The organism is Streptosporangium carneum, assembly GCF_027922005.1.
Classification (GTDB): domain Bacteria; phylum Actinomycetota; class Actinomycetes; order Streptosporangiales; family Streptosporangiaceae; genus Streptosporangium; species Streptosporangium carneum.
Genome location: NZ_BSEV01000024.1, coordinates 1 through 14,294, shown reverse-complemented (window position 1 = coordinate 14,294; position 14,294 = coordinate 1). Strand labels below are relative to the sequence as shown.

Below are 14,294 nucleotides of genomic sequence, written 5' to 3'. Positions count from 1 at the left end.
ACGCCCCCTTACCCGCCCGAGCCGTCCCCGCCGCCGCTGGCGTGGTTGGCCTTGTCGTACTCGTCGGCGCTCGCCCTGATCGCCTTGATGACCTCGAGGTACTGGGCGACGACCTCCCCGTAGACGCGCCCGAGGACCGCGGTCCTGCCGTCCAGGGAGGCGGCCGCGCCCGAGGCCGCGCCGACGGTCCGGGTGAACCCGTGCGCGGTCGGCCAGGTCCCGATCTGGTCCTCGGTCAGGTTGCCGCTGGTGTCGACGCTCTTCAGCGATCCCGTCGTGTACCCCTCGGAGAACGCCGGAGCCGTGAGGCCCGCGACCCACTCCTCGAGCTCACTGGCGATCTTCCTCATCTGGTAGGTGTCGAACTCGGTGACGTGCGCCACGTCGTCCAGACTCGGCCACTCAGGCGCGCTCATGTCTCTCCTCCGGGGGAACTGCGAGCCACGCGTCCTTCGGTCTCTCCCGGGTCGAACGGCTCGGCCACCGCGCGCGGCGGTGACCGAGGGACGCCTGGTCACGCGTGGACCACGTCAGTGGTTGCTCCAGATGGCCTTGTTACGGGCCTCCGCCGCCTTGTAGTTCTCGTTGGCGACGCCCAGGGCCTTGGCGGCCTCGCCGAGCTGGCGTCCCATCTCCTGTTCGGCGGCGTCCCAGATCTTCCTGTGCTCCTCGAAGAAGTTCGCCGCGTCGCCCGCCCAGTGCTCGCCCAGCACCTGCTGGAGCTTGACGATGAGGTCGTCGGTGGCCTTGTCCATGGCCGTGACGACCTGGAGAAGGCCGAGCTCGACGTTCTCCATCTCGACGAAGTTGACCTTCGTGTAGTCGGACACCTTGTTCTCCGTCCTTGCAGCGGGATGGGTTACGTCACTTCACGCCGGTGTTGATGAGCGCGTCGACGCGCCCCATTCCGGCCTGCACGTCCTGGTCGGCCGCGTCGTAGGTGATGGAGCTGTCACCCAGGTTGCGGGCGATCGTCTCCAGGTCGCCCCGGACGATCATCATCTGCTCGTCCCACTTGCGCATCGCGGCCAGGAACTTGGCGGACGCGGCCCCCAGCCAGCCTGAGGCCGTCAGCTCGACGGTCTTCGACTCGACGCTCTTGCGCAGGCCTTCGACGTACTGCGCGGTGTCCACGACGAGCTCGGACGCCTTCTTGATCTGTGCGGGACTCGCACCGAAAAACTCCGCCACCGGTCACCTCCGTGACATAGGGACTGCCTGTCCGTGGCGGTGTCGCACCCCCGTGCGGGCCGTACGGCCGCGGTGCCACATGGGCGAACAGAGAAGCCACATGGGCGGACAGAAAGGACTACCCCGACGAACATCATCAGACGGCATGCTAGCGATCAAGCGCCACATAGATAACACGTATTCATATTACGGAAAAGTAAACATTTGGCATCTAGCGCATAAATAGGCAGGCCAGGAGGGCCGGCCGACTTCATCGTCACGCACGGAAGCCGGCGTGACACCCGGCCGAAAACGGTGGGGCGGCCGCACCTCCCGCGCGCCCCTCACGCGTCGTTCCCGCGGGGTCACAGTTCGAGGCGGCGGCGGATGCGGTCGAGCTCGCCCATCACGTCCTCGAACGTGCGGTTGTAGGTGACCTCCGCCTCCCTGACCCGCCCCAGGACCGCCTCGGGGTCGCCGAGCAGCTTCATCGGGTTGTTCTCCTCCCCGAAGGCCCTGCCCATGGCCGCCTCGACCTGCTCCCGCAGATCCTCGGCCGCCTGGTGGACGACCAGCTTGATCCTCTCCGCCAGCTCGCCCGAGCTCAGCCGCATCGCCTTGGGGTGCAGGTCGAGCTCGCGCAACCCCTCCGCGGCGTACTCGACGGCGACCAGGCCGTCCTCGTCCTGGGCGCGCCCGACCAGCGTGGAGAGGTCCTTCTGCAGCTCCTCCATTTTCATGAATTGTGAACTGTTTCCGCTGAGCAGCTTTTCAATGTCTATGTTGGCGAAGTCTCCGAAATCCATGACCGCTCCCTGTTTGTTGCGACGCCTGGCGGCGTCGCGGGCTTGGGCGCCTGTCGGCGTCGGACGGGGCTAACCGGCCAGGCCTCTGACCCAGGAGTAGACGTCGAGCACGCCGAGGGCGAGGGGGAAGAGCGCGACGATCAGCATGACCTCGACGATGTCGGCGGCCCGGCCCCAGAACGGCGACGGCCTGCCGGACGGCAGCCACAGGCCCATGCCCGCCGGGACCACCGCGACGCACAGCAGGCCCATCGCCACCGTGAGCGCCGCCCCGCCCCCGCCCGCGGTCAGCGTCCGCGAGATCGCCAGCACGGCGAGCCCGACGAGGGCGGAGACCAGCAGCCAGAGCCGCTGGCCCGTCCCCTGGAAGACGCGGGCCCGCAGGGCGAGCGTCAGCGACAGCGTCAGCGCGGTGGCCGTGGCGACCCAGCCGGCGTCGAACGCGAGGTAGAGCTGGGCCGCCAGCGCGACCAGGCCGACCCCCGCGACGAACCCGGTCGCGTAACGCTGCGCGAGGCGGGTGCGCTCCAGGATGGACGGGCCGTCGATCCGCTGGTTGTCGCCCCGCAGCTCCTCCGAGTTCGTGGGCATCGTGGGCATCGGCAGGCCCGCGAACCTGAAGGCCAGCATCGGGAACAGCGGGCCGCACGCCAGCAGGACCGCGACGACGACCGCGGCGACCCCGGCGGGGGAGGCCGAGGTGAGCAGCACGGCGGCCGCGCCGACCGCGCCGGACGCGGAGGCGATGGCGACGCCGAGGAAGGCGGGCAGGCCGTCGGCGACCGCCAGCGCGCAGACGGTGGCGACCAGTCCCGTGGTCGCGAACGCGGCGAGCATGTGCGCCGAGCCGAGACCGCCCAGACCCGTGGCGCCCGCGGGCGCGAGGAGTCCCGCGAGGAAGCCGTACGGCAGCGCCGCGTAGCCGATCAGCGCGCCCGCCGACGAGTCGCCGACCGCCCTGGACAGCACGCCGCCCGCGACGGTCAGCAGGACGGCGAACACCCCGGCGAACACGGCGGCGACCCGCCACGGCGGCCCGGCGAGCAGCAGGATCACCGCCCCCGTGACGAGGAGGCCGGTCGCGGCGGAGACCCCGACCACGCGGGTGTGCCCCGCGCCCCACTTGGCGGGCCCATCCTTGAAGCCGGTGGCGACGACGTCGGCCACGTCGTCGAACATGGCCGGGGGCAGCACGGCCTCACGGGGCCGCAGGTAGAGCACCTCTCCGTCGAGCACCTCGAGAGCGCCCAGGCTCTGGCCGATGTCGAGCGGGACGCCGCCGGGTCGCTGGAGCACCCAGCCCGGCGCGGCCGCCGACTCGCCTCCCACCTCGCCCATCGCGCGCAGCAGGTTGGGCAGGATATGGGGCAGCGGGATGTCCGCGGGCAGCGCGAGGTCGGCCTTCCTGCGGGGTGCGACGATCGTGACGTGGCACAGCGGAGGCAGCGGTGCTGCGGTCTGGGCAGGGAGCCCCTGGGCGACGACGGACCCCTGAGCGGGCGGTTGAGCCAGCGACCTCATCAGTCGTTCTCCCTAACACCACAAGCATCACGAAGCATCACAGAAATCACCGATATGCCGGATACGGTAGCGGGGAGAGTAGGGATCATGCGCGACAACCGCAGCTAACCGTTTCCGGCATAGAACCGGCACAAAGATGCACGAACTAACCAGGAAGGCACTTCCAGGGTGAGCATCGTCGTCGTACGGCGCCCCGAGCGCCGTCCCCCGCCCAAGCCTCCCCGGGGAGAGATTCTGCTCGAGTCTCCTCCGGAGATTCCCGAGATCCAGCCGCAGGGGCTGACCGGCATGCTCACCTACCTGCCGATGGTCGCCGGGGCCGCCGCGATGGGCCTGATGTTCACCGCGGGCGGCAACTCGAGCCCGATCATGTACGTGGCGAGCGGCCTGTTCGCGATCTCCATGATGGGCATGACGGCGGGCCAGCTCGGCCGCCAGGCCGGGGAGCGGAAACAACGGTTGAACGGTCTGCGCAGGGACTACTTCCGCTACCTCGCCCAGGTCCGCAGGAAGGTGCGGCGGGCCGCCGCGCAACAGCGCGAGGCCCTCGAGTGGAGCAGCCCGGCCCCCGACTCCCTGTGGTGGGTCGCCCTCGGCCCGCGCCTGTGGGAGCGGCGGGCCCGCGACGACGACTTCGGCACCGTACGGCTCGGCACCGGCGTGCAGAAGCTCGCCATCCAGCTGATCCCCCCGGACTCCAAGCCGGTCGAGGACCTCGACGCCCTGTCCTCGGGCGCGCTGCGCAGGTTCGTCAGAGCCCACTCGACGGTGTCCGAGCTGCCGGTCGCCGTCGCCCTGCACTCCTTCGCGCGGATCAACCTGACCGGCGACCCGGTGGCCGTACGGGAGATGGTGCGGGCGATGCTCGCCCAGATGACCGTCTTCCACTCCCCCGACGACATGCGGATCATGGTGTGCGCGGGCGAGGAGTGGATGGCCCAGTGGGAGTGGGTCAAATGGCTGCCCCACGCGCTGCACCCGGAGGAGACCGACGCCGCGGGCCCGGTACGGCTCATGGCCGAGAACCTGGCCGAGCTCGACCGACTGCTCGGCGGGACGCTGAAGGACAGGGCCCGCTTCAGGCCGGGCGCGTCCGCCGACGCGCTGCCGTACCACGTGCTGATCCTCGACGGCGGGCACGTGCCGCACGACTCCCAGCTCGGCATGGACGCCATCCAGGGCGTCACCGTGATCGACCTGTCCGGCTCGGCCGGGCCGATCGAGGAGAAGAACACCCTGCGCCTCGACGTCCGCGCCGACGGCTTCTTCATGATCAAGATAGACCACGCGGGCAAGCAGAGCTCGACCCGCCTCGGAGACCCCGACCAGCTGGACTTCCTGCGGACCGAGGGGCTGGCGAGGCAGCTCGCCCCGCTGCGCGCCTCGACCGCCAAGAGCGGGGAGGCGCAGGACATGCTGGCGGTCAACACCTCGCTGACCGACCTGCTGGGGGTCGGCGACCCGGCCCTCCTGGACCCCGCGGTGACGTGGCGGCCCAGGGCGGGGCGCAACCGGCTGCGGGTGCCGATCGGCCTGGGCGTCGACGGGCGGCTGGTCGAGCTGGACATCAAGGAGTCGGCGCAGGGCGGCATGGGGCCGCACGGCCTGGTCATCGGCGCGACCGGATCGGGCAAGAGCGAACTGCTGCGGACGCTCGTGCTCGGCCTGGCGATCACCCACTCCTCGGAGATCCTGAACTTCGTCCTCGTCGACTTCAAGGGCGGCGCGACCTTCCTCGGCCTCGACACCCTCTCCCACGTCTCGGCGGTCATCACCAACCTCGAGGACGAGCTCCCCCTCGTCGACCGCATGTACGACGCGCTGCACGGCGAGATGATCCGCCGCCAGGAGCTGCTGCGCGCCGCGGGCAACTACGCCTCCCTGCGCGACTACGAGCGCGCCCGCGAGCAGGGAGCCGCCCTGACGCCGATGCCCACGCTGTTCGTCGTCATCGACGAGTTCAGCGAGCTGCTCACGGCCAAGCCCGAGTTCATCGAGCTGTTCGTGATGGTCGGACGGCTCGGCCGCTCCCTGGGCGTGCACCTGCTGCTGGCCTCCCAGCGTCTGGAGGAGGGACGGCTGCGCGGCCTGGACACCCACCTGTCCTACCGGATCGGCCTGCGCACCTTCTCCGCGATGGAGAGCCGGGTCGTGCTCGGCGTCGCCGACGCCTACGAGCTGCCCTCCGCGCCGGGCAACGGCTACCTGAAGTTCGACACCACCGGGATGACCAGGTTCAAGGCCGCCTACGTCTCCGGCGCCCACCAGGTCGACCCCCTCGGCTCGGCGGCGCGGGGCGGCAGGGCGGGCGCAGGCCAGATCGTGGAGTACGGTCCCGGTTTCGCTCCGGTCCCCGTCGTCGAGGAGCCCCAGAAGGAGCTGACGACGGGCGAGATTCCCATCGACCGGGGATCGGTGAGCCTGCTCGACCTGGTGGTCGGCAGGCTGGCCGGGCAGGGACCCGCCGCCCACCGGATCTGGCTGCCGCCGCTGGGAGACCCCCCGACCCTGGCCCACCTGCTCCCGCCGCTGTCGATCACCCCGGAGCTCGGCCTGAGCACGACCGGCTGGTCCGGGCGGGGCAGGCTGCACGCCATCGTCGGCGTCATCGACAAGCCGTTCGAGCAGCGCAGCGACCCGTTCTGGCTGGACCTCTCGGGAGCCGCGGGCCACGTCGGCGTCGCGGGCGGGACGCAGAGCGGCAAGAGCACGGTGCTGCGCACCCTGGTCACCGGCATGGCTCTCACCCACACCCCGCGCGAGGTCCAGTTCTACTGCCTGGACTTCGGCGGCGGCTCGCTCGCCTCGCTGGAGGCGCTGCCCCACGTGGGCGGGGTGGCCAGCCGCCTCGACGGCGACCGGGTGCGCCGCACGGTCGCCGAGATCGCCGCGCTGCTCCAGCGGCGGGAACGCGACTTCGCCGAGCAGGGCATCGACTCGATCACCGTGTACCGCCAGCGGCTCGCGGAGGGAGGGGGCAAGGGAGACGGCTACGGCGACGTCTTCCTGGTCGTCGACGGCTGGCTGACGATCAGGCAGGAGTTCGAGTCGCTCGAACCCGTCATCACCGACCTGGCCGCCCGCGGCCTCGGATACGGCATCCACGTCGTGGCCGCGACCAACAAGTGGTCGGAGTTCCGTCCCGGCATCCGGGACCTGTTCGGCACCCGGGTCGAGCTCAAGCTCGGCGACGCCTACGAGTCCGAGATCAACCGCAAGTCGTCGCTGGCCGTGCCCGAGGGCGTCCCCGGGCGCGGGCTCACCAAGGAGGGCCTGCACTTTCTGTCCGCGCTGCCCAGGATCGACGGCGTCAGGAAGGCCGACGACCTGGCCGCGGGCGTGCGCGCCCTGGTCCACGCGATCAGGGACGCCTGGCAGGGGCCGCCCGCTCCCGCCGTACGGCTGCTGCCCGCGGTGCTCGCCGCCCACACGCTGCCCGGCCCCGAGCAGACCGGACACACCCGCATCCCGATCGGCATCGACGAGGCCGCCCTGTCACCCGTCCTGCTCGACTTCGAGGCCGACCCGCACTTCATCGTGGTCGGCGACACCGAGAGCGGGAAGTCCAACCTGCTGCGCCTGGTCACCGAGGGCCTGGTCGCCCGGCAGACGCCTCAGCAGGCCATGATGATCGTGATCGACTACCGCAGGTCGCTGCTGGACTCCGCCGCCACCGAGCACCGCATCGGCTACGCCGCCTCCAGCGCCGCCGCCGTCGAGCTGATCAACGACGCGCGCAACGCACTGCTCAAGCGGCTGCCTCCCGCGGACCTCACCCCCGAGCAGTTGCGGGCGAGAAGCTGGTGGCAGGGCTGCGACCTGTACATCGTCGTCGACGACTACGACCTCGTCGCGACCTCGACCAACCCGCTGCTCCCCCTGGCCGAGTTGCTCCCCCAGGCCCGGGACATCGGACTGCACCTGGTGATGTCCCGCGCGATGGGCGGCATCGGCAGGGCGATGTTCGACCCGATCGTCCAGCGTCTGAAGGACATGGCCAGCCCCGCCGTGATCCTGTCCGGCAACAAGGACGAGGGCTTCCTGTTCGGCAACGTCCGCGCGCACCCGCTCCCGCCGGGCCGGGGCTACTTCGTCGACAGAAGGCACGGCGCCCGCCTGGGCCAGACCGCCTTCCTGCCGCCCCCCACCCCTCCGGAGACCCCCTGACCCCACGACCGCCGCACACCCCCACGGCGCCGGTACGGCGAGCGGCGACACCGAGCGCCGACCGGCACGCACCCCGACGAACGACCTCCGCCCCCCACCCACTCACTCCACCCACGGCGCCGGTACGGCGAGCGGCGACAGCGAGCCGACCGGCACCGATGGGCGGGGCGCGACCCGGGTGGGCTCCGGCGACCGGCCCGGGTCGTCCATGCTCCGGACCTGCGTCTTTCTTCGTTCACCTCCTGTTTCACAAACTCACATACTTACACGCGTTGACTCTGCATGTCGGAAACATCCTTATTTAAGCCCTTGATCCGTTTAGTGCCCCTCGGTGGCCACTTTTCCCATTACGAGTCACAGTTCCATTACGGCGTATCGGAGGCCCCTCCTTTTTCTTAGGTTTCTTTCACATACCCCCCTTAATGTTCCTCCGCATGGAAGAAACCACCACACCGAAGCCGAACCGCCGGCAGCTCCTCATCGCAGGTGGCGTCGGCATCGCCGCCGCCGGTTTAGGCACCGGCTACCTGGCGACCTCGGCGTCCGCCAGCACGGCGACCGGCGGCACCCCGACGCCCACGCCCGCCCCCTCCGGGACCGGCAACGCCTGCCTGAGGCTCACCAAGGAGACCATCGAGGGCCCCTACTACCTCGACTACGACAAGTACCGCTCGGACATCACGGAGCGTAAGCCCGGCGTCCCGGTGCTGCTCCGCATCCGGGTCGTCGACTCGGAGAACTGCCGCCCGCTGCGCAACGTGGCCGTCGACATCTGGCACTGCGACGCCCTGGGCATCTACTCCAGCTACGAGAAGCAGTCGTCCGGCGACGGTGGCGGCTTCCCGACCGCCTTCCCCACCGCCCCGCCGACCGGCGCCCCGACCGGCTTCCCGACGGCCTTCCCCACCGGCGGACCCGGCGGCGGCGGCATGCACGCCGAGCCCGACAGCAGCACCACCTACTTCCGCGGCTTCCAGATGACCGACCGGCACGGCTGGGTCACCTTCAGGACCGTCTTCCCCGGCTGGTACATCGGCCGCGCGATCCACATCCACACCAAGGTCCACGTCAACGGCGTCTTCAAGCGCGGCGCCTACGTCGGCGGCAACGACTGCCACACCGGCCAGCTCTACTTCCCCGAGAAGGCCATCGAGGCCGTCGCCCGGACGAAGCCGTACTCCACCAACACCAGGCCCCGCACCACCAACGCCCAGGACATGCTCTACACCGGCGACACCCCGGCCGACGGCATGCTCGACCTGAGGTACGACCCGAGGCGTCTGGCCCACGGGATCCAGGCCTCGATCACCCTCGGGGTCGACCCCGACGCCGTCCACGACGGCCAGGACTGGCCGGGAGGCCCGTTCCCGCCGTTCCCCTCGGGAAGCCCGTCCCCCTCGCCGGCTCCCTGACGCAGACGTAAGCCCCCGGCCTCCACTCCATAGAGAAGCCTGTCCCCCACGCCGGCTTCCCGACCCGGAGGTCCCTCCCCCAGCACGCCGCATCCCACCAGCGGCGTGCTGGCCGTACAGGCCTCCCCTGGCATCGGCCACCCCCTCGACCCCGCGGTGGCAGCCCGCGCGGCCAGGACCTGTTCCGAGGTCGGATCTTCAGATGCGGTCCGGAACCTCGGCGGACGCGCAGTCGCCGGCGTAGGCTGGGTGACGCGCGCTCAGGGCGCCACCGGTCCGCGGGAAGGGTCAAGCCCACCTGACGCTCGTCGAACGACCCGGCCCCACCTCTTTTCCAGCCTGATCATGCGGACACCAGGCCAGACGGAAAGGAGGCTCTCATGCCCGTTCACCGCCTGCCCGACAACCCCGGCATCGAACGGCTCCGCAAGCAGGCCAAGGCACTCCTTCGATACGCGAGGGCAGAAGTTCCCGAGGCGCTCGGGCTCGTCACCGAGTTCCATCCCCGGCCGCCGGAGACGCTCAAGCTGTCCGACGCGCAACTCGTCACCGCCCGCATGTACGGCTTCGCGAGCTGGCCCAGGCTGAAAGAACACATCGGCACCGTCGAGCGGTACTCCCGGTCGCCGCACCGGGTCGCGCCGAGCGAAGAGCTGCCGGAGGAGTTCCTGCGGCTCGCCTGCCTCACCTACGGCACGGACCACCCGGGCCGGCCCGGGGAGGCCGACCTGCTGCTGGCCCGGCATCCACGGCTGTCCACCGCGAACGTCTTCACCATGGCGGCCACCGGCTCGGCCGACGCGCTCGCCGACGCGCTGGCCGGAAATCCGGGGCTGGCCCAGGCTCAGGGCGGCCCCTTCGAGTGGGAGCCACTGCTGTACCTGGCCTACGCGCGGCTCACCGCTCCCGGCAGGTATGTGGCGGCGGCCCGGCTCCTCATCGAGCACGGCGCCGATCCGAACGCCGGATACCTGTGGGACGGGCTGACCTCGCCGTTCACCCTACTCACCGGCGCGTTCGGCGGCGGGGAGAACCACCAGCCGCCGCATCCGCAGGGCCTGGCGCTGGCCAGGCTGCTGCTGGAGGCCGGAGCTGACCCCAACGACGGCCAGACCCTGTACAACCTCGGGCTCGGCGGCTCCTGCTCCGACGACACCGCCCACCTCCGGCTGCTGCTGGAGTTCGGCCTGGGCCGCGGCGAGGGCGGGCCGTGGCATGCCCGGCTGGGGCCGACGCTGCAGTCCCCGCGGCAGATGCTGCGCGACGAACTGGCCACCGCGGCGCTGCGGGGCGGTCCGCGGCGGGCCCGGCTGCTCCTGGCACACGGCGCGGAGGTCAACGGCCTGGGCGGGCATCCGGCGTACGGCGGACGCACCCCCTACGAGCTCGCCCTGCTGAACGGGCACACCGAGGTCGCGGAGATCCTCGCCGCGGCGGGCGCCCGGGCGGTGCTGGAGGAGCCGGAGGCGTTCACCGCCGCCTGCATGCGCGCCGACGCCGACGCGGTGGCCGGATTCGGCCCGGAACCGCTGGCGCGAGCGCTCACCCGATCCCCCGGGTTGATCGGCATCGCGGCCGAGCAGCGCAAACCCGCGGCGGTGCGGCTGCTCGCCGGTCTCGGCTTCGGCGTGAACCACCTGCACCGATCGACCCCGCTGCACGCGGCGGCCTGGAACGACGACGTCGAGACCGCCAGGACACTGATCGAGCTCGGCGCCGACCCAACGATCAAGGACACCGAGCACGACTCGACCCCGCTCGGCTGGGCCGAGTACGGCGGCAAGCACCGCGTGGCGGCGTACCTGCGAAGCCTGGATCCAGAGCGGTGACCGGCCCCTGCCGACCGGCTTTCAGAGCGGCACGGCACGGCGCGCGAGGGCCGTGAGCCCGTCGTGGAGCACGCCTCTCACAAGAGGTGACGCGGGCGGCCGAAGGCCTCAGGGGCGGGGTCGAGGCGGAGGTGCTCGTGTCGCTGCTCATGACGCCCCGCCGGCGCGGTCTCCGCCGGCTGGGCACCCGCCTGCTGGACGGCGTCCCCTCATCGGCCGGCGCCGCCCGCGCATGGGTGACCGTACGGCTCGGCACGGACATGCCAGGCGTCCACGCCGACGCCCTGGACACGGTCAGGCCGCTGACCGGCGAGGTCGTCACGAACGCGATCACCCACAGCCGTTCGCGGGACGGCGTGGTGCTCATCCGTACACTCTCCCCAACTCAGGAGAAATGCCTCTTTGCTGTCCGATCGGTCAGGTCTGACCGATCGGACAGTTATTATTGGGGCATGGCACGTCCTCCCTCCGCGTTGCGCGAGCACATCCTGCAGTCGGCGCTGCGGCTGTTCGCCGTCACCGGTTACAAGGGCACCTCACTGCACGACATCGCCCAGGTGGCCGGGTGCTCGAAGGCGGCGCTGCTGTACCACTTCACCAGTAAGGACGCGATCCTCACCGAGCTGCTGACCCCGGCCGGCGAGGGGCTGGCCGCGCTGGACGCCCGGCTCACCGGCCTGGACGGCGAGCAGGCCGCGCGGACGGCCGTCACCGGTTACGTGGATCTGGCCATGCGCTTCCGGCGCGAGCTGAAGATCCTGTTCGAGGACCTCCTGGCGATGACCAGCCATCCGGCGCTGGGCGCCGTTCCCGCCGTCGTCGAGCGGCTGCTGTCGGCGCTGGCCGGCGGCTCGACCGAGCCCGCGGACACGGTGGCCGCCTACATGGTCCTGGGCGCCGTCCCCATCACCGGCCTCGGCGACCTCGACCTGCCGGACGAGGTGCTGCGCGCCGAGATGATCCGCAGCGCGTTGCGGACCCTGGGCCGTGCCCCCGATCACCCCTGAACCACCCGAACCTGGACCATCCCGACCCGGCTCGTGAACCCCTGCCCCTCCCGAACCCGGCCCGTGAACCCCTGAACCGCCTCCGGCCCAGGCCGCGAGTCATCCCTTCCGGACTGCCGCCCTGGCCGCCGATTCCCGAACCACCTCGCACTCCGCTGAACGGACCCCCATTTCCCATGGCCTCTGTGCTGTACCGGCTCGGCCGGTTCTCCTTCCGCAGACGCGGGCGCGTGCTCGCCGTCTGGCTGCTCCTGCTCGCCCTGCTCGGCGGGGCGGCTGCCGCCTTCGCCGGCTCCACCAGCGACACCTTCAGCATGCCCGGCACCGAGTCCCAGCAGGCGCTGGACTCCCTGCGGCGGCAGTTCCCGCAGGCCGGCGGCACCACCGGCACCATCGTCGTCGCCGCGCCCGAGGGGGGCAAGCTCGACCCGGCCGCCCTCGCGCCGATCGTGCGCGAGGCGGGCGCAGTGCCCGGCGTGCTCGCCGCCATGGACCCCTTCCAGGTCGGATCCGTCTCCCGCGACGGCCGCTACGCGCTGGTCCAGGTCCAGTTCGCCTCGCCCGTCGACGAGGTCACCGACGCCCAGCGCTCGGCCTACGAGCGGGTCGGCGCCTCCGCGCAGGGCCTGCGGGTCGAGCACGGCGGCGAGGTCATGAAGGCCCAGGTGGAGATCGGCTCCACCGAGGCGCTCGGCGTCCTGATCGCCGCCGTGGTCCTCGTCGTCACCTTCGGCTCCCTGGTCGCGGCGGGCATGACCCTGCTGAACGCGCTGATCGGCGTCGGGGCCGGAATGGCCGGGCTGTTCGCCCTCTCCGGCGTGATGGAGCTCACCAGCACCGCGCCCATCCTGGCGCTGATGCTGGGCCTGGCCGTCGGGATCGACTACTCGCTGTTCATCACCTCCCGCTACCGCCAGTTCCTGAGCGAGGGCATGGAGGCCGAGGAGGCCGCCGGTCGGGCGACCGGCACCGCTGGCTCGGCCGTCGTCTTCGCCGGCGCGACCGTCGTGATCGCCCTGGCCGGCCTGTCCGTGGTCGGCATCCCGTTCCTGAGCGTCATGGGCCTGGCCGCGGCCGCCACGGTGGCCGTCGCCGTGCTCGTCGCGCTCACCCTGCTGCCCGCCATCCTCGGCTTCGCCGGTCCGCGCGTGCTGCCCCGCAAGCAGCGCACCGGGCAGGCTCCCCAGGAGCAGCGTGAGGGATTCGGCTTCCGCTGGGGCAGGATCGTCACCCGCCTGCGCGTCCCGGTGCTGGTGGCCGGCGTCCTCGGGCTGGGCGCGCTGACCCTGCCCGCCCAGGACATGCGCCTGGCGCTGCCCGACGCGGGCACCGCCGCGACCGGCTCGGCGGCCCGTGAGGCCTACGACCTGATCAGCGAGGGGTTCGGGCCCGGTTTCAACGGCCGGCTGATCGCCGTCGTCACCGGCGACGACGCCCAGGCGACCGCGGCCGCCGCCAAGCAGGCCATGGGCGTCATCCAGAGCATGGTGCTGGCCGTCAGCCCGCCGCAGGCCAACGCCCAGGGCACCACCGCGCTGCTGACCATCATCCCCAGGACCGGCCCCACCGACGTCGCCACCGAGAACGTCGTGCACGCCATCCGTGAGAAGGTGCGCGACATCCAGGGCGCCGACATCTCACTGTCGGGTGTGACCGCGATCGGCATCGACGTCTCCGCCAAGCTCGCCGACGCGATGCCCGTGTACCTGCTGCTCGTCGTCGGGCTGTCGATCCTGCTGCTCCTGCTGGTGTTCCGGTCGCTGCTGGTGCCGGTGAAGGCTGCGCTGGGCTTCCTGCTCACGATCGGCGCCACGTTCGGCATCACCGTGGCCATCTTCCAGCAGGGCCACCTGGCCGACCTGCTCGGCATCGACACGCCCGGGCCGCTGGTCAGCTTCCTGCCGATCCTTCTCATCGGCATCCTGTTCGGCCTGGCCATGGACTACGAGGTCTTCCTGGTCTCGCGCATGCGTGAGGACTTCGTCCACGGCGACACCGCCCAGCAGGCCACCGTGAACGGCATGGGCCACAACGCCCGCGTCGTCACCGCCGCCGCGCTGATCATGACCGCCGTCTTCGGCGGCTTCGTGTTCATGCACGACCCGATCATCAAGTCCATGGGCTTCGCCCTGGCCGTCGGCGTGCTCGTCGACGCCTTCGTCGTCCGCATGACGCTGGTGCCCGCGGTGATGTCCCTGCTCGGCCGCGCCGCCTGGTGGCTGCCCCGTCCTCTCGACCGTGCCCTGCCCAACCTCGACGTCGAAGGCGCGAGCCTCGACGGCGAACCGGCCGCGGGGCGGCACGAGGACTCCCCGGAGACGGTCAGGGTCTGACCCCGGCCGGGACGTCGCCGTGGCGCGGGCACGCCGCCCGCGCCACGGC

Annotated in this window: 10 protein-coding genes; 5 read left to right on the top strand and 5 right to left on the bottom strand. The window is 71.2% G+C overall.

The features are described from left to right. Window positions 1-8: 8 nt before the first annotated feature. The 5 genes from PKF00_RS34325 to eccD all read right to left on the bottom strand — a co-directional run bounded on the left by PKF00_RS34325 (window position 9) and on the right by eccD (window position 3,497). On the bottom strand, window positions 9-416 hold the full coding sequence (locus PKF00_RS34325; RefSeq protein ID WP_271221875.1) for a hypothetical protein: 408 nt from the start codon (window positions 414-416) through the stop codon (window positions 9-11). Window positions 417-530: 114 nt separating this feature from the next. Next, a complete protein-coding gene (locus PKF00_RS34320) occupies window positions 531-830 on the bottom strand; it encodes a WXG100 family type VII secretion target (RefSeq protein ID WP_271221874.1) in 300 nt (99 codons plus the stop codon). 34 nt (window positions 831-864) lie between these two features. Beyond that, window positions 865-1,191 carry a WXG100 family type VII secretion target gene (locus PKF00_RS34315; RefSeq protein ID WP_271221873.1) on the bottom strand — a complete coding sequence of 109 codons (327 nt, stop codon included), beginning with the start codon at window positions 1,189-1,191 and terminating at the stop codon, window positions 865-867. A 344-nt stretch (window positions 1,192-1,535) separates the two neighbouring features. Next, a complete protein-coding gene (locus PKF00_RS34310; RefSeq protein WP_271221872.1) occupies window positions 1,536-1,904 on the bottom strand; it encodes a YbaB/EbfC family nucleoid-associated protein in 369 nt (122 codons plus the stop codon). Window positions 1,905-2,045: 141 nt separating this feature from the next. Further along, window positions 2,046-3,497 (bottom strand): type VII secretion integral membrane protein EccD, encoded by a 1,452-nt coding sequence (gene eccD / locus PKF00_RS34305; protein ID WP_271221871.1) that lies wholly within the window; start codon window positions 3,495-3,497, stop codon window positions 2,046-2,048. A 168-nt stretch (window positions 3,498-3,665) separates the two neighbouring features. Between eccD and eccCa the strand changes: the two genes are divergently transcribed. The 5 genes from eccCa to PKF00_RS34280 all read left to right on the top strand — a co-directional run bounded on the left by eccCa (window position 3,666) and on the right by PKF00_RS34280 (window position 14,245). Continuing rightward, entirely contained in the window at window positions 3,666-7,664 is a 3,999-nt protein-coding gene (gene eccCa / locus PKF00_RS34300; protein WP_271221870.1) for a type VII secretion protein EccCa, read from the top strand. Window positions 7,665-8,098: 434 nt separating this feature from the next. Further along, window positions 8,099-9,076, top strand: a complete 978-nt coding sequence (locus tag PKF00_RS34295; protein ID WP_271221869.1) for an intradiol ring-cleavage dioxygenase — start codon at window positions 8,099-8,101, stop codon at window positions 9,074-9,076. A gap of 380 nt (window positions 9,077-9,456) precedes the next feature. Next, entirely contained in the window at window positions 9,457-10,905 is a 1,449-nt protein-coding gene (locus PKF00_RS34290; RefSeq protein ID WP_271221868.1) for an ankyrin repeat domain-containing protein, read from the top strand. Window positions 10,906-11,357: 452 nt separating this feature from the next. After that, window positions 11,358-11,912, top strand: a complete 555-nt coding sequence (locus PKF00_RS34285) for a TetR/AcrR family transcriptional regulator (RefSeq protein WP_271221867.1) — start codon at window positions 11,358-11,360, stop codon at window positions 11,910-11,912. 176 nt (window positions 11,913-12,088) lie between these two features. Further along, entirely contained in the window at window positions 12,089-14,245 is a 2,157-nt protein-coding gene (locus PKF00_RS34280) for an MMPL family transporter (protein ID WP_271221866.1), read from the top strand. Window positions 14,246-14,294: the final 49 nt, after the last annotated feature.